Genomic DNA, 14,572 nt, shown 5'->3' with positions numbered 1-14,572 from the left:
ATGAACAGCACTGGCGGAGACGCAGCGATCTACGCGAAGCTGGTCGCTGACCGTGTCGATGCGCTGACGAGTTGGCACCACGACTGGACCGGACTCCGCGTCGCGGTCCTCGGCCTCGGCGTGACCGGGTTCTCGGTCGCCGACACGCTCGTCGAACTGGGAGCGCGCGTGCGGGTAATCGCGGGTGCGCCGGATTCGGAGCGCGAACGACTGCTCGAGGTCATCGGGGCGGAGTACTTCCAGTCTGCTGAGGACGAGGCCCAGCTCGCCGACCTCGCCGCCTTCGACCCCGAGCTCGTGATCGTGTCTCCCGGGTACCGGCCGGACCATCCGCTCACGACCTGGGCGATCGCCCGCGATGTGACGGTGTGGGGAGACATCGAACTCGGCTGGCGCCTCCGCGATAAGACGGGCAGGATCGCCGACTGGATCTGCATCACGGGCACGAACGGCAAGACGACGACGACCCAGTTGACGGCTCACATGCTCTCGGCCGGCGGGCTGCGGGTCACGCCGGCTGGGAACATCGGCACTCCCATCCTCGATGCACTGCGCGACCCCCAGGGATACGACGCGATCGTCGTCGAGCTGTCGAGCTTCCAGCTCGAGCGCCTGGGTGAGATCTCGCCCTACGCGAGCGCATGCCTGAACTTCGCGGACGATCATCTCGACTGGCACGGCAGCCATGACGCCTATTGGGCGGCGAAGGCGAAGGTGTATCAGCACACGCAGGTCGCCTGCGTGTACAACCGTGCAGACGCGGCGACGGAGCGCATGGTGGAGGCCGCGGATGTGGTGGAGGGCGCCCGGGCCGTGAGCTTCGGGCTCGACACCCCTCCGACGAGCGGCTTCGGCGTGGTCGAGGGGATCCTCGTCGATCGCGGCTATCACGCGGAGCGCCGCAGCGAGGCGTTCGAGCTCGTCACGATCGAGGAACTCGCAGAACGAGGCCTCGCGGCCCCGCACATGGTGCAGAACGTGCTCGCCGCGAGCGCCCTCGCCCGGTCCCGCGGCGTGGAACCGGGCGAGATCGCGCGAGCCGTGCTCACCTTCGTGCCCGATCCGCACCGTGCGCAACAGCTCGGCGAGATCCAGGGGCTGCGCTGGATCGATGATTCGAAGGCGACGAACGCCCACGCTGCCGATGCGTCGCTCCGTGCGCTGCACGATGTCGTGTGGGTGCTGGGCGGTCTCCTGAAAGGCGTCGACATCGACGAGCTCGTGCGCACGCACGCGATCCGGTTGCGCGGCGCCGTGGTGATCGGAGTCGATCGTGAGCCGGTGCTCGCCGCACTGAGACGGCACCTGGGGGAGCGGCCCGTCGTCGAGATCGACGACGCCGGGCTCGACCCCGACGGCATCATGCGGTCCGCGGTGGCGCAGGCCCGTGCGATCGGGCACCCGGGCGACACGGTGCTGCTCTCACCCGCTGCGGCGTCCATGGATCAGTTCGCCGGCTACGCCGACCGCGGCCGACGCTTCCAAGCCGCGGTCCGAGAGCTGGAATGATGTCTGCGCGCACGAGCGAGCGCGAACCGGGCCGGGCTCCCGCCCAAGCCCTGATCCGGCTGGGCGGCATGCTGCGCATCGGTTCCGATCGCACGGTCATCGCGCTCTACACCATCACGCTGCTGCTGGTGGGCTTCGGCCTCATCATGGTGCTCTCGTCATCATCCATCACCTCGTATCTCGCCGATCAGGGCTTCTTCGGAGGGTTCTGGCGTCAGGTGATCTTCGCCGTCATCGGCATCCCGCTGATGCTCGTCGCCGCCGCAATGCCCGTGAGCTTCTGGAAGCGCTACGCCTGGGCGCTCTTCGGGCTCGGCATCCTGCTGCAGCTGCTGGTGTTCACACCGCTCGGATTCGAAGTGGCCGGGAACCGGAACTGGATTCAGCTCGGCGGCGTGACTGCGCAGCCGTCCGAGGCGCTGAAGCTCGCGCTGGTGGTCTGGGTCGGGGCCGTGATGCAGCGGAAGGAGCCGCTGTTCGGCCAGATGCGGCACGAGCTCATCCCGGTCGTCATCCCCGGGGCTCTGATCGCCCTGGGAGTCGTGCTGCTCGGCAAGGACCTGGGTACGGTGATGATCATGGCCGCCCTCGTGTTCGGCGCGATGTTCTTCGGGGGCATGAGCTGGAAGACGCTCGGGGTGACGGCCATCGGCGCGGCGCTCGCGGTCGCCTTCTTCGTGCTGTCGAGCCCGAACCGCATGGCGCGGCTGCTCAGCCACGCCGGAGGGACCGACGACTACAGCGGCATCGACTGGCAGGCGACGCACGGGCTGTGGGCCCTCGCCGGCGGCGGGCTCTTCGGCGTCGGGCTCGGCAATTCGAAGGCGAAATGGTCGTGGCTTCCCGCGGCCGACAACGACTACATCTTCGCGATCATCGGCGAGGAGCTGGGGCTCATCGGCGCACTGCTCGTCGTCGTGCTGTTCATCGCGCTGACCGTGGTGATGCTCCGCCTCATCGTGCGGGCGCGCGACCGGTTCGGCCGAGCCGTGGTCGGCGGCGTACTGGTCTGGATCGTCGGCCAGGCGTTCGTGAACATCGCGGTCGTCGTCGGCGTGCTGCCGGTGCTCGGCGTGCCGCTCCCGCTCATCAGCTCGGGCGGTACCGCCCTCATCGCGTGCCTCATCGCCATCGGCGTCGTCATCTCGATCGCCCGCGATGCCGCACGACATCAGGAAGAGATTGGACACGCATGACCACGTATCTGCTGGCGGGCGGCGGAACCGCCGGGCACGTGAACCCGCTTCTGGCGCTCGCCGACCTCATTCGACGGGAAGAACCGGGGGCCGGCATCATCGTGCTCGGCACCCGCGAAGGTCTCGAGGCGCGGCTCGTGCCGGAGCGGGGTTACGAACTGGTGCATATCGAGCGCCTCCCGTTCCCACGTCGCCCGAACGCCGCGGCGCTGCGGTTTCCGGTGCGCTTCGCGCGTGCGGTCTCGCAGGTGCGCGAGTTGATCCGCAGCCGCGGCGTCGACGTGGTGGTGGGATTCGGCGGGTATGCGTCGGCGCCGGCGTATCGTGCTGCGGCTCGCGAAGGCGTTCCCACCGTCATCCACGAGGCGAACGCGAAACCGGGCCTGGCGAACCGCTGGGGCGCCAGGAGCACGCCGCACGTGGCGGTGACGTTCGCGGGCACGCCGATCGCAGGGGCGCGGGTCACTGGAATGCCGTTGCGGCCAGAGATCACGGGACTCGACCGTGCAGCGCTCCGCGACGAGGCGCGCGCGCACTTCGGACTCGATCCGGCTCGCAGCACCCTGCTCGTCACGGGAGGTTCGCTCGGTGCGCGTGCGCTCAACAGAGGGATCGCGGGCTCGGCACAGATGCTCGTCGACGCCGGCATCCAGGTGCTCCACGTCTGGGGCGGTCTCACCGAGCTCGAAGACCCCGGCGTGCCCGGGTACGTCGTGATTCCCTATTGCGACCGCATGGACCTCGCATTCGCGGCCTGCGACCTCGCGGTATCGCGAGCGGGCTCGACGACGGTCAGCGAACTCGCGGGCCTCGGGATTCCCGCGGTACTCGTGCCCTACGCCGTCGGCAACGGTGAGCAACGATTCAACGCTGCCGGCATGGTCGAGGCCGGGGGAGCGCTGCTCGTGGAAGACGGGGAACTCACGCCGCAGTGGGTGCACGACGTGCTCGTGCCGCTCCTGCTTGACGACGCCCGACTCGAAGCGATGTCGCGGCGCGCTCGCTCAGCCGGCGCGCTGGACGGCACTGAGCGCTTGCTCGAACTCGTGCGGGAGGCCGTGGGCGCCGCTGGAACATGAGCGACTTCGATCGCTCAGCGGGTCCTCGGCGACGGGCGCCTCGCATCGCGGTACGCTTGACTGTCGATTCGTGCTGAGGAGGCGCCATGATCTATCCCGATCTCGAACTGGAGATCCCCGAAGACCTCGGGCAGGTCCATTTCGTCGGTATCGGCGGTTCGGGCATGAGCGGTATCGCTCGCATGATGCACCAAGCCGGCGTCACGGTCACCGGCTCTGATCGAAGCGCCAACTACTCGACGGACGCTCTGGTCGAGCTCGGCATCCCGGTCTCTATCGGTCATGATGCGGACAACGTCGGCGATGCCGACACGCTCGTGGTCACCGGGGCGCTCTGGACGGACAATCCGGAGTACCAGCGCGCCCTCGCCCAGGGGCTCCCGGTGCTGCACCGGTCCCAGGCGCTGGCCTGGCTCGCGAGGAGCGCACGCGTCGTCGCGGTCGCCGGTGCGCACGGCAAGACGACGTCGACCGGCATGATCGTGACCGGCCTGCTCGGCGCGGGTGCGGATCCGTCGTTCGTGAACGGCGGCGTGATCGAAGCGCTCGGCGTGAGTTCCGGCACTGGCGGCGATGATCTCTTCGTGATCGAGGCGGATGAATCCGATAAGTCCTTCCTGCTCTACGACACCGCCGTCGCGCTCGTCACCAACGTCGATCCGGAGCATCTCGACTTCTACGGATCGCGGGAGGCCTTCATGCAGGCCTTCGTCGATTTCATGCGCGGTGCGCGCGAGCAGATCGTCATCTCCGCCGACGACCCGGGGGCGCGCGAAGTGCTCGCCACGCTGCAGCACCAGGGCGGGCACGCGCCGGTCCGCACGTTCGGCGAGACCCCCGGCGCCGACGTTCGCATCGTCGAGATCGATGATTCGGGCCCCGTTCGGTTCGCGGTGGAAATCGATGCGCACCGCTACGAGGCGCAGCTCGCCGTATACGGCAAGCACAACGCCGTCAACGCGGTTGGCGCGCTCGCCGTGCTCACCGGCCTGGGGTTCGAGCCGGGCGCCGCGCTCGAGGCGATCGCCGCGTTCGGCGGCACGAAGCGCCGCTTCGAGTTCCATGCCGAGGTGCAGGGCGTGCGCGTGTACGACGACTACGCCCACCACCCCACGGAGGTCGCGGCGCTGCTCGACTCCGCCCGCGCGGTCGTCGGCGAGGGTCGCCTCATCGCGATCCACCAGCCCCACCTCTTCAGCCGCACGCGCATGTTCCATCGGGAGTTCGCCGAGGTGCTCGAGCGCGGGGCCGACCACACGGTGGTGCTCGCCGTCGACGGAGCGCGCGAGGACCCGGTCCCGGAGGTCACGGGCGCACTCGTCTCCGATGACTTCGCGGACGCGGATCGCGTGGCGTACCTGCCGGAGTGGCAGGATGCCGCGGACTACCTCGCGCGCATCGCCCGTCCGGGCGACGTCATGGTGACGATGAGCTGCGGCACGGTGTACCGCATCATTCCTCAAGTGGTTGAGGCGCTGCGCGACCGGTTCGAGCTCGAGGCCCGGTGAAGCGCCCCGGCGGTTTCGATCGGACGCCCGATCAACCGCGTCCGGAGCCGGAGCCGCCCGCCGGGCGGCCTCCGGCCGAGGTCTCAGAAGCTGCGGGGCGACTCGGGCCTCGGCTGAGCCGGGTGCCGGCGCGCGCTCACGTCCCTGAAACCGGAGTCTCGCCGACCATCGATCTGAGCGATGTGCGCGCTTCGAGACACGCGCCTCCTGAGCAGGAGGCTCCGGACTCCGCCACTCGGGCGGAGGAAGATCTCCAGGGGCGTGCTTCCGGGGCGATCGACGGTGCGCGAGCCGTTCGTCTCTCCGACGAGCACCCGACGGTCGATCTCGGAGCACTGGACACCCGTGCTCGCTCCGGTCTCGATCGGTTTCGCGGAAGCGAACCGGACCCGGTGCGCGAGGCGGAGCGCCGGGTGGCAGCTGCGGCGCGCCTGCGGAAGCGGCAGGCTCGACGCGAGCGGCGACGCTTCTCGGCGGAGGCCCGCGGTCGGAGGCGCCACTGGATCATCGCGTTCGCAGCCGTCGGCGCGCTCGCCCTGTTCGTCGGTGCCGGAGTCTTCACGCCTCTGATGGCGGTGAAGACCGTCGAGGTGACCGGCGCGGAGAGCGTGAACGCCGCGGATGTGCACAGCGCACTCGAGCGGTTCGAGGGGCGGCCTCTCGCACTGATCGACGATGCCGAGGTGCATCGCGCCCTCGAACCCTTCCCCCTGATCCAGCGCTACGCAGTGGAGCGGGTGCCGCCGCACACGCTGGTCGTGCGGATCGAAGAGCGAGTGCCCGTGATCTCGGTCGCAGGGGCCGATGGCGTCGAGCTCTACGACGCCGCCGGGGTGCTGCTCGGGGCTGCGGATGCTGCACCCGCGGGCGTGCCGGTCGGCGCAGGAGCGCTCACGGACCGGGGCTCCGCGGCCTTCCGGTCGGCGTCGCGCGCACTCCGCGACATGCCTGCGGATCTGCGCGCGCAGATCACGAGCGCCAGCGCCTCGAGCGCTCAGGATGTGACGTTCACGCTCGCGAGCGGCATCACGGTGCTCTGGGGGGATGCCGACGAGAGCCGACGCAAGGCGGTGGTGCTGCAGGCGATGCTCGCCTCTCTCGCCGGGCAGCCGGTGACGCGAATCGATGTCTCAGCGACCGAAGCGCCCGTCTTCGAGTAGCGCGAGCGGTTTCTTTCGAGGGGCTCGCGGCGTGTCAGGCGTTGCCGCATGCTCCTGGCCCATACGGTGGTGCGCAGGAAATGTATACGGCAATACTAACTCTTAACCTCGAGTAAAGGTTGAAGGTTAGGGGCGGAGGAACCACGTGTCAGCGAACCAGAACTACCTTGCGGTGATCAAGGTCGTCGGCGTCGGCGGCGGCGGCGTGAACGCAGTCAACCGGATGATCGAGCTCGGACTGCGGGGCGTCGAGTTCATCGCCGTCAACACCGATGCGCAGGCGCTGCTCCTCAGCGATGCCGACGTCAAGCTCGACGTCGGCCGCGAGCTCACGCGCGGTCTCGGCGCCGGCGCCGATCCCGAGGTGGGGCGCCGTGCGGCCGAGGATCACGCCGAGGAGATCGAAGAGGCACTCGCCGGTGCCGACATGGTATTCGTCACCGCAGGCGAGGGCGGAGGCACGGGTACGGGGGCCGCCCCGGTCGTGGCTCGCATCGCGAAGTCCATCGGCGCACTCACCATCGGCGTGGTCACGCGGCCGTTCAGCTTCGAGGGCAAGCGCCGAGCTGCTCAGGCCGACTCGGGCGTGCACACGCTGCGCGAGGCCGTCGACACGCTCATCGTGGTTCCCAACGATCGCCTGCTCGACATCAGCGAGCCCGGCATCAGCATGATCGAGGCGTTCGCCGCGGCCGACCAGGTGCTCCTCGCCGGCGTGTCGGGCATCACCGACCTCATCACGACTCCGGGTCTCATCAACCTCGACTTCGCCGATGTGAAATCGGTCATGCAGGGCGCCGGTGCCGCGCTCATGGGCATCGGCTCCGCCCGCGGAGCGGATCGCGCCATCAAAGCGGCGGAGCTCGCCGTGGCCTCGCCGCTGCTCGAAGCCTCCGTCGAAGGCGCGCACGGCGTGCTGCTCTCGATCCAAGGCTCGTCGAACCTCGCCCTGAGCGAGATCTACGAGGCATCGACGCTGGTGCAGGATGTGGTGCACCCCGAGGCGAACATCATCTTCGGAACGGTGATCGACGACACCCTCGGAGACGAGGTGCGCGTGACCGTGATCGCTGCCGGCTTCGACGATGAGACGCCGGCTCCCGTCGCCAACTCGGAGCGGGGTCGTCGCGGCAGTCACGTCGAGAGCCTCGATGAGGTCGCAGCGCCAGCAACCGCAGCAGCAGGCGGCGGCGCGGCTGCAGGCGTCGGCGCGGGGTACGCCGGATTCTCCGCGTCAGGGGATGCCGGGTCGAAGAACCCGCCGACGGGGCAGTTCGGAGAGGTGCTCTCGAATCCGCCCGTGGAGGCGCAGATCTCCGATCCCGCCTTCGACGGCGATGACGACGACGACCTCGACATTCCCGAGTTCCTGAGGTAACCCGCATGAGTGAAGCCAGCGACCGAGGCTTCCCCGGCCTGGGCGATCGTCTGCACCAGGTGCAATCAGGAATTGCGGACGCGTGCCGCGACGCCGGGCGCAGCTCGGACGAGATCGATCTCATCGTGGTGACCAAGTTCCATCCGGTCGAGCTGGTCGCGGCACTCGCCGACCTGGGCGTGCGGGACGTCGGCGAGAATCGACACCAGGAGGCTCAGGCGAAGGCCGAGCAGCTCGCGGAACTCGATCTGCGCTGGCACTTCGTCGGACAGCTCCAGACGAAGAAGGCCCGTCAAGCAGCGAGGTATGCGCATGCGATCCACTCGATCGACCGGGAGCGCCTCGTCGATGCGATCGCCGACATGGAGCGCGAGATCGAAGTCTTCATCCAGGTGAACCTCACGGAAGACCCCGCTCGCGGCGGCGCCGCTCCTGCCGAGCTCGAACGGCTCGCTGAGCACGTGCTCCGCGCACCCGCGCTGCATTTGCGTGGAGTGATGGCGGTGGCACCGCTCGAGGAGCCGGCACCGGCCGCGTTCGAACGACTGGCCGGCTATTCGGAGCGCGTGCGCGCGGTCGCGCCGGGCGCCACGGCCATCTCCGCAGGAATGACGCACGACTATCGCGAAGCCATTGCGGCGGGCGCGACACACCTCAGAATCGGAAGCGCAATCACCGGGAAACGCCCGGAGCCCCGATAGTCTCGAACCACCGCACCGTTGGGAGAAAACATGAGCAACCCGCTGAAGAAGACCATGGTGTTCCTGGGCCTCGCCGAGGAAGACCTCGACGCCCAGAACACCGAGTCGGCGCAGCCGGCGGCCCCGCGTGCTGCGCAGACCGCACCGGCACCGAAGCCGGAGGCAGCGCGGCCCCCCGCGCAGCGCGCTGCGGTCACACCGCTGCGCCGCGTCACACCGACCCGTCAGCCGTCGAGCCAGCCGATGAACGAGATCCTGACCGTGCACCCCACGGCCTACGCCGACGCCCAGGTGATCGCCGAGAGCTTCCGCGACGGCATCCCCGTCATCGTCAACGTGTCCCGCATGACCGACGGCGACGCGAAGCGGCTGATCGACTTCGCGAGCGGACTGACCATGGGGCTCAACGGACGCATCGAGCGCGTGACGAGCAAGGTGTTCCTGCTGTCGCCCGAGCACATCGAGACCGGCAGCGACCACTCGCAGAAGAACGACAGCGGATCGTTCTTCGTAGCTCCCTCGGCCTGAGCGTGGAGATCGTCGCAGCGATCGCCTTCATTCTCCGGCTGGCACTCAGGATCTTCACATTCGTGCTCTGGGCGCGCTTCATTCTCGACTGGGTCATGGTGCTCAACCGGCAATTCCGGCCGCGAGGGCTCTGGGCCGTGCTCGTGGAGCTGGTGTACACGGTGACAGACCCGCCGATCCGTATGTTCCGCAAGGTATTCCCTCCGATTCGGCTCGGCCGGGTCGCCCTCGATCTGGGATGGTTGCTCACGATGATCTCCTGCCTGATCCTGATCGCGATCCTCTCCGCCTGGTAGCCGCGACCGGTGCACCTGCGCGAACCCGACTTTATTTGCTAGCGTTGTTCTAGACCACGGCAGTGGTCCCGAAGCGAAAGAGACGTAACGATGGCCTTGACTCCCGAAGATGTCGTGAATCAGAAGTTCACGATCACCAAGTTCCGCGACGGATACGATCTCGATCAAGTCGATGATTTCCTGGACACGATCGTCGAGGAGCTCCGTCAGCACGAGCAGGAGAAGGCGGAGCTGCGCTCGCAGATCGAAGAGCTCACCGCCAAGCTCGCAGCCGCAGAGTCGGGCACCCGCGCCACGGAGGACTCCGACTCCGACTCAGAGGGTGCAGCGTCAGAGCAGACGATCGTCGTGGAGGCTCCGGCCCCCGCGCCGCAGCAGGCCGCGCCAGCTGCGAGCCAGGCCGTCGCCGACAACACCGCCGTCCCGCAGCCGGATGCCGTGAAGTCGAGCGCGATGCTGCAGCTCGCACTCGAGCTCCACGACAAGCACGTGCACGAGGGCGAAGCCACTCGAGACAAGCTCATCTCCGAGGCTGAGGCCAAGCGCGACCAGATGATCCAGGACGCCGAGCGCACCGCGAAGCAGCTCGTCGACGAGGCGCAGAAGCAGCGTTCCGAGGAACTCCGCCAGCTCGGTGAAGAGCGCAGCGACCTCCAGTTCAAGATCAAGGATCTTCGTCAGTTCGAGAGCGAGTACCGCTCGACGCTGCGCTCGTACATCCAGTCGCAGCTGCGCGGCCTCGACGGCTCGCCCGAGCCCGCCGGCGCACCCGACGGTCTCCAGTAACCGGGAGCGTGAGCGACGCTACTGAGCCGATCGCGAGTATCGCGTCGCGGTCACGGCGTCGAGCGCTGGTGCCGCTGCTCCTCATCGGAGTGGCGGCAGCAGTGTTCGCGGCCGACCAGCTCGTCAAGAACTGGGTGGTTGCCCATCTCGTCGAAGGGCAGACCGTGCCCGTGCTCGGCGAGTTCCTGCGCTGGCACTTCGTGAGAAATCCCGGCGCGGCCTTCTCCTTCGCAACAGGCTCGACGTGGATCTTCACGATTCTCGCGGCAATCGTCGTCGTTGTGATTCTCTGGCAGATCCGACGACTCCGGTCGATCCCCTGGGGGCTCTTCCTCGGCCTGCTGCTCGGCGGCGTACTGGGAAACCTCACGGACCGGCTGACTCGTGAGCCCGGCTTCCCGCAGGGGCACGTCATCGATTTCATATCGACCCCCTGGATGTGGCTGGGGTTCAACGAGGCGATCTACAACATCGCCGATATCGCGATCGTGTCGGGAATGGTGCTCTTCGTGATCATCTCGCTCCTCGGAGTGAACATCGACGGAAGTCCGCGCCTTCGCGGGCGGGCCGCGGCCGATCAGACGTCGGAGGAGACCGATGGAGCAGCGTAGCCTGCCGGTTCCGGATGGTCTGGCGGGTGATCGCGTCGATGCGGCGCTCGCGAAACTCCTCGGCTTCTCCCGCAGTTTCGCCGCGGAGATCGCAAACGGGGGAGGCGTCCAGCTCGACGGGCGCGAACTCGGCAAATCCGATCGTCTGACGGCCGGCGGCTGGCTCGAGGTCAGCTGGGAGGAGAAGCGAGGGCCAGAAGTGGTTCCCGTCGTGCTTCCCGACCTCGGCATCGTGCACGATGACGACGACATCGTGGTGGTCGACAAACCAGCGGGAGTCGCGGCTCATCCCTCGCTCGGCTGGCAAGGGCCAACGGTGGTCGGCGCACTCGCGGGGGCCGGCTATCGCATCGCCACCTCCGGTCCGGCGGAGCGCCAGGGCGTCGTGCACCGCCTCGACGCCGGAACGAGTGGTCTGATGGTGGTGGCGAAGAGCGAGCGCGCCTACAGCGAGCTGAAACGCGCCTTCAAAGAGCGCGAAGTGGAGAAGATCTACCACGCCGTGGTGCAAGGGCACCCCGATCCGTTCGCGGGCACGATCGAGGGGCCCATCGGCCGGCATCCTGGCCACGAGTGGAAGTTCGCCGTGACGCGCGACGGGAAGCCGTCGGTCACGCACTACGAGACGATCGAAGCGTTCCCCTACGCGAGCCTGCTCGAGATTCGGCTCGAGACGGGACGCACCCATCAGATCCGAGTGCACATGTCGGCGCAGCGGCACCCATGCGTCGGCGACAGCATGTACGGTGCCGACCCGACGCTCTCAGCCCGTCTGCAGCTGAGCCGCCAGTGGCTCCACGCCAAGCGACTCGGTTTCAGGCATCCGGGAACCGGCGAGCCCGTGCAGTTCGAAAGCGCTTACCCCGCCGATCTCCAGCGCGCACTCGACGCGCTGGAGGGCTGAGCCAGGTCGGGTCACCCCCGACCGGGCACCTGCAGACTGAAGTTGCCTCGATTCGTCGCGTACGCGCGAATACCGTCGACGCGACGGTCCAGCGCCGGCGGCGCGGTCACTCGGCAGCGGTCGCCGCTCACTCGATGCGGGCCGGAGAGCACCGTCCACGCGTCGACGCGTTCTCCTCGGTATCGCCGCAGGAGGTCATGCGGAAGCACGAATCGGTACCGCGGCTCGCGCGCGCGGTACGTCCCCTCGGCGGTCCGCGGCTCGGGAGGCGCCAGTCTTCCGGGCACGGCCGTGGCGCGGCCACGCTTGCGCCCGGAGAGGAGCAGCATGGCGTGCGGCCGATTCCACAGCAGGAATCGCGCGGCGAGCCGGCTCGTTCCCCGCACGAGGCGGCGGGTGACGAGCGGGCGCACCAGGCGGTAGAGGCGATCCGCGACGCGCACGCGGAGGCCTGATCCTGCCGCTCCTGCAGGTGCCTCGTCATGGTCCAGCCGAACCGTGACCGTGACCTCGATCCCACCAGGCAAGGCACGGACGCCCGATACGAGCGCGGTGTGCTCGAGCATCGCGGCAGCCCGGATCAGCCGGTCGAGTCCTTCGACGTCACCGTCTCGGATCAGCTCCACTTTGCGGCGATCCGTTGGGTGCGTCACCTGCGCATCCGTGGAAGGCGGCAAGAGGTCGCGCAAGAACTCGCGATGCAGCGCCACCCAGTGAGCGCGCCCACCCTCGTCCATCGCGAGCCAGCGTTTCGGCGCGTAGAAGCGGAGACCTTTCCTGCCGAAGAACTGACGCACCAGCGCACGCGCATCATCGGGGTCGGCGGCTCCTTCGATGAGGGTCTCCGCGATCCTGCGGCACGACGAGACGTAATTGTCAGGGTCGATGCTCTGGCTCGAGATGTTCCGCCCGTCGTCGCGCAGGGCGATGAAGTACAGGGGCGAGTCCCCGCAGAACATGATGCGCCGAGCCTCGACATAGGCGCGAGTGACGAAGATCCCGTCTTCGAGGCGAACACGGCCCTCGGGGAAGCGCAATTCGAGCCGCTCGAGCATCTCGCGACGGAACAGCTTCTGGGGCGAAAGCGTCTCCATGGCTCTGGCGAGCTCGATCGGCCCTTCGGGATGCCGCTCGAACAGCGCCTGGACGTGGCGCCCGCCGGTGCCCTCGAATCGTGGAATGACGATGTCGGCGTCGTGCGCATCGGCCTGGGCGACCATTCGCGCGAGCGCATCGGGCGACATGGTGTCATCGGCGTCCATGAACAGCACGTACCTGCCGCGTGCTCGCTCGAGGCCGCGGTTGCGCGGCATTCCCGGCCACCCGCTGTTGGGCTGATGCACGACCGTGATGCGCGAGTCAGCCGCAGCGTACCGGTCGAGCTCGGTTTCAGAGCCGTCCATCGACCCGTCATCGATGGCGATGATCTCGAACGAGTCGAGTTCCTGCGCCAGGAGGGAGTCGAGAGTTCCGGTGAGGTACGGCATCGAGTTGTACACGGGGATCACGACGCTCACGGTGGGCGCGGTCTCGGTCACATTCTCTCCTCGAATTCGGGTGCGCAGGACGGGCCGGGATACGCGGGACGATCGCGCCGCGTCTCTGGTTCACCCTACTCCCGCTCGCCGTCGAGGAACCTGTCGGCCGGGCGCTCCGTGCGCGGCGTAGCATTCCCCCGATCGATTCCTGCGACCCCGGCCGAGCCGGCTTTGTTATCGTGGGTGGGCATGAGACGGCAAACGGGGAACGGTGCGCCTTCGACGCGCTCGGCCTCGAACCGCATCGAGTACTTCGACGTGCTCCGCTGCGTCGCGATCATCGCGGTCGTCATGATCCACGCCGCGATCACGGAGTGGCACGCCATTCCGCCCGATTCGGCCCCCTGGGAGCAGTTGACCTGGATCAACAGCGCACTGCGCTTCTCCGTGCCGATCTTCTTCATGATCTCGGGGGCGCTGTTCCTCGATCCGGAGAAGCGGGTATCGCGCCGTTCGCTCTTCAGGCGACGCATTCCCCGACTGCTCATCGCCTATGCGGTGTGGTCGACAGCGTACGCCGCCCTCGGCGTATACGGTCCCGGCGGCGACGGCGACGCGACCGACTTCCTGCGCGCCGCGGTCACCGGGCACTTCCATCTCTGGTTCCTGCTGGCCCTGCTCGGGTTGAACCTCGGAACGCCGATTCTGCGCACCGTCATCGAGGACCGCCGTGTCGCCTGGTACTTCGTCGCGCTCGCCATCCCGTTCGCCGGCGTGCTTCCGCTGCTCACGGGAATCCCGGTCGCCGGAGAGCTCCTCGCCGACGTGCTCGGCTCCATGCGATTCGATCTCGTGCTCGGCTACGCGGGGTACTTCGTCCTCGGGTACCTGCTGCACACGACGACGCTCCGCGGTCGAGCGCTCGCGGTGTGGGGGTGTCTCGCGGTCGCGGGCATCGCCGTCACCATCGTCGGTACGAGCGGCGTCTCCCGCGCCGCCGGCGAGACGGACGAGCGGTTCTTCGACTTCACGACGCTCAATGTCGCGGTCGTCTCGGTCGCCGTGTTCGCCGCTGCGAAGGCCTGGGGCGATTCGCATCGGATCTCCGCTCGCTGGGATCGGGTCGTCTCGCTCGTCGCCGGTGCGTCATTCGGCATCTACCTCGTGCATCCGTTCTTCCTGTGGCTGCTGCGCAGGTTCGGCGTCACCACCGAGATCGCGCTCCCGCTGGTCGGAGTCGTCGCGGTCACCGTGCTCGCCTTCGTGCTGAGTCTCGGTGCGTCGATGCTCCTGCGCACCGTTCCGCGTCTGCGCGGGGTGCTCGCCTGAAGCTGTTGCCGCGCGTTCGACACGGGAAGGAGCCGGCGGAGGCCGGTGCCGCGCCCGGCGGCGGGGAATCATCGGCGTGCGAGGGGTACGCTTGATGAGCGGCGAAAGG

At 68.2% G+C, this 14,572-nt stretch carries 14 protein-coding genes; 13 read left to right on the top strand and 1 reads right to left on the bottom strand.

Features of this window, described 5'->3' with window-relative positions:
• The 12 genes from murD (at window position 1) to WFH23_RS07745 (ending at window position 11,656) form a co-directional block, all read left to right on the top strand.
• Window positions 1-1,509, top strand: coding sequence for a UDP-N-acetylmuramoyl-L-alanine--D-glutamate ligase (gene murD, locus WFH23_RS07800; protein ID WP_336662119.1), 1,509 nt, complete (start codon window positions 1-3; stop codon window positions 1,507-1,509).
• Window positions 1,509-2,705, top strand: coding sequence for a putative lipid II flippase FtsW (gene ftsW / locus WFH23_RS07795; RefSeq protein WP_090149383.1), 1,197 nt, complete (start codon window positions 1,509-1,511; stop codon window positions 2,703-2,705). The genes murD and ftsW overlap by 1 nt, the downstream gene beginning before the upstream one ends.
• Entirely contained in the window at window positions 2,702-3,784 is a 1,083-nt protein-coding gene (locus WFH23_RS07790) for a glycosyltransferase (protein ID WP_090149380.1), read from the top strand. The genes ftsW and WFH23_RS07790 overlap by 4 nt, the downstream gene beginning before the upstream one ends.
• Before the next feature lie 86 nt (window positions 3,785-3,870).
• A complete protein-coding gene (gene murC / locus WFH23_RS07785; protein ID WP_336662118.1) occupies window positions 3,871-5,292 on the top strand; it encodes a UDP-N-acetylmuramate--L-alanine ligase in 1,422 nt (473 codons plus the stop codon).
• A 122-nt stretch (window positions 5,293-5,414) separates the two neighbouring features.
• Window positions 5,415-6,452: an FtsQ-type POTRA domain-containing protein gene (locus tag WFH23_RS07780; RefSeq protein WP_336662117.1), complete on the top strand. Its 1,038-nt coding sequence runs from the start codon at window positions 5,415-5,417 to the stop codon at window positions 6,450-6,452.
• A 145-nt stretch (window positions 6,453-6,597) separates the two neighbouring features.
• Entirely contained in the window at window positions 6,598-7,830 is a 1,233-nt protein-coding gene (ftsZ, locus tag WFH23_RS07775) for a cell division protein FtsZ (RefSeq protein ID WP_090149370.1), read from the top strand.
• A gap of 5 nt (window positions 7,831-7,835) precedes the next feature.
• A complete protein-coding gene (locus tag WFH23_RS07770) occupies window positions 7,836-8,531 on the top strand; it encodes a YggS family pyridoxal phosphate-dependent enzyme (RefSeq protein ID WP_336662116.1) in 696 nt (231 codons plus the stop codon).
• Window positions 8,532-8,561: 30 nt separating this feature from the next.
• Window positions 8,562-9,059 carry a cell division protein SepF gene (locus WFH23_RS07765; RefSeq protein ID WP_090149362.1) on the top strand — a complete coding sequence of 166 codons (498 nt, stop codon included), beginning with the start codon at window positions 8,562-8,564 and terminating at the stop codon, window positions 9,057-9,059.
• 2 nt (window positions 9,060-9,061) lie between these two features.
• The gene (locus tag WFH23_RS07760) at window positions 9,062-9,355 is read left to right on the top strand and encodes a YggT family protein (RefSeq protein ID WP_090149359.1); all 294 of its coding nucleotides are present in this window, start codon (window positions 9,062-9,064) and stop codon (window positions 9,353-9,355) included.
• 90 nt (window positions 9,356-9,445) lie between these two features.
• The gene (locus tag WFH23_RS07755) at window positions 9,446-10,141 is read left to right on the top strand and encodes a DivIVA domain-containing protein (protein WP_090149351.1); all 696 of its coding nucleotides are present in this window, start codon (window positions 9,446-9,448) and stop codon (window positions 10,139-10,141) included.
• Between the two features lie 8 nt (window positions 10,142-10,149).
• Entirely contained in the window at window positions 10,150-10,752 is a 603-nt protein-coding gene (gene lspA / locus WFH23_RS07750; protein ID WP_336662115.1) for a signal peptidase II, read from the top strand.
• On the top strand, window positions 10,739-11,656 hold the full coding sequence (locus WFH23_RS07745) for an RluA family pseudouridine synthase (protein ID WP_090149345.1): 918 nt from the start codon (window positions 10,739-10,741) through the stop codon (window positions 11,654-11,656). The genes lspA and WFH23_RS07745 overlap by 14 nt, the downstream gene beginning before the upstream one ends.
• An 11-nt stretch (window positions 11,657-11,667) precedes the next feature.
• Here the strand turns inward: WFH23_RS07745 and WFH23_RS07740 are convergent, their stop codons facing one another.
• Complete coding sequence (locus WFH23_RS07740; protein ID WP_336662114.1) at window positions 11,668-13,194, bottom strand: glycosyltransferase family 2 protein; 1,527 nt, start codon at window positions 13,192-13,194, stop codon at window positions 11,668-11,670.
• A 189-nt stretch (window positions 13,195-13,383) separates the two neighbouring features.
• Here WFH23_RS07740 and WFH23_RS07735 point away from each other — a divergent pair, with 189 nt between their 5' ends.
• Window positions 13,384-14,463, top strand: a complete 1,080-nt coding sequence (locus WFH23_RS07735) for an acyltransferase (protein WP_336662113.1) — start codon at window positions 13,384-13,386, stop codon at window positions 14,461-14,463.
• Window positions 14,464-14,572 lie beyond the last annotated feature (109 nt).

The organism is Leucobacter sp. USHLN154, from assembly GCF_037145595.1.
In the GTDB taxonomy this organism is placed as follows: Bacteria; Actinomycetota; Actinomycetes; order Actinomycetales; family Microbacteriaceae; genus Leucobacter; species Leucobacter alluvii.
Note: the sequence above shows the minus strand (reverse complement) of the source record. Positions and strands in the feature narration are given on the sequence as shown.

Bases quoted from the DNA above. Each gene is read 5' to 3' on its own strand.
- murC (WP_336662118.1), top strand. From the start codon at position 3,871: ATGATCTATCCCGATCTCGAACTGGAGATCCCCGAAGACCTCGGGCAG.
- WFH23_RS07790 (WP_090149380.1), top strand. From the start codon at position 2,702: ATGACCACGTATCTGCTGGCGGGCGGCGGAACCGCCGGGCACGTGAAC.
- WFH23_RS07735 (WP_336662113.1), top strand. From the start codon at position 13,384: ATGAGACGGCAAACGGGGAACGGTGCGCCTTCGACGCGCTCGGCCTCG.
- ftsW (WP_090149383.1), top strand. From the start codon at position 1,509: ATGTCTGCGCGCACGAGCGAGCGCGAACCGGGCCGGGCTCCCGCCCAA.
- WFH23_RS07770 (WP_336662116.1), top strand. From the start codon at position 7,836: ATGAGTGAAGCCAGCGACCGAGGCTTCCCCGGCCTGGGCGATCGTCTG.
- WFH23_RS07755 (WP_090149351.1), top strand. From the start codon at position 9,446: ATGGCCTTGACTCCCGAAGATGTCGTGAATCAGAAGTTCACGATCACC.
- WFH23_RS07745 (WP_090149345.1), top strand. From the start codon at position 10,739: ATGGAGCAGCGTAGCCTGCCGGTTCCGGATGGTCTGGCGGGTGATCGC.
- WFH23_RS07765 (WP_090149362.1), top strand. From the start codon at position 8,562: ATGAGCAACCCGCTGAAGAAGACCATGGTGTTCCTGGGCCTCGCCGAG.
- murD (WP_336662119.1), top strand. From the start codon at position 1: ATGAACAGCACTGGCGGAGACGCAGCGATCTACGCGAAGCTGGTCGCT.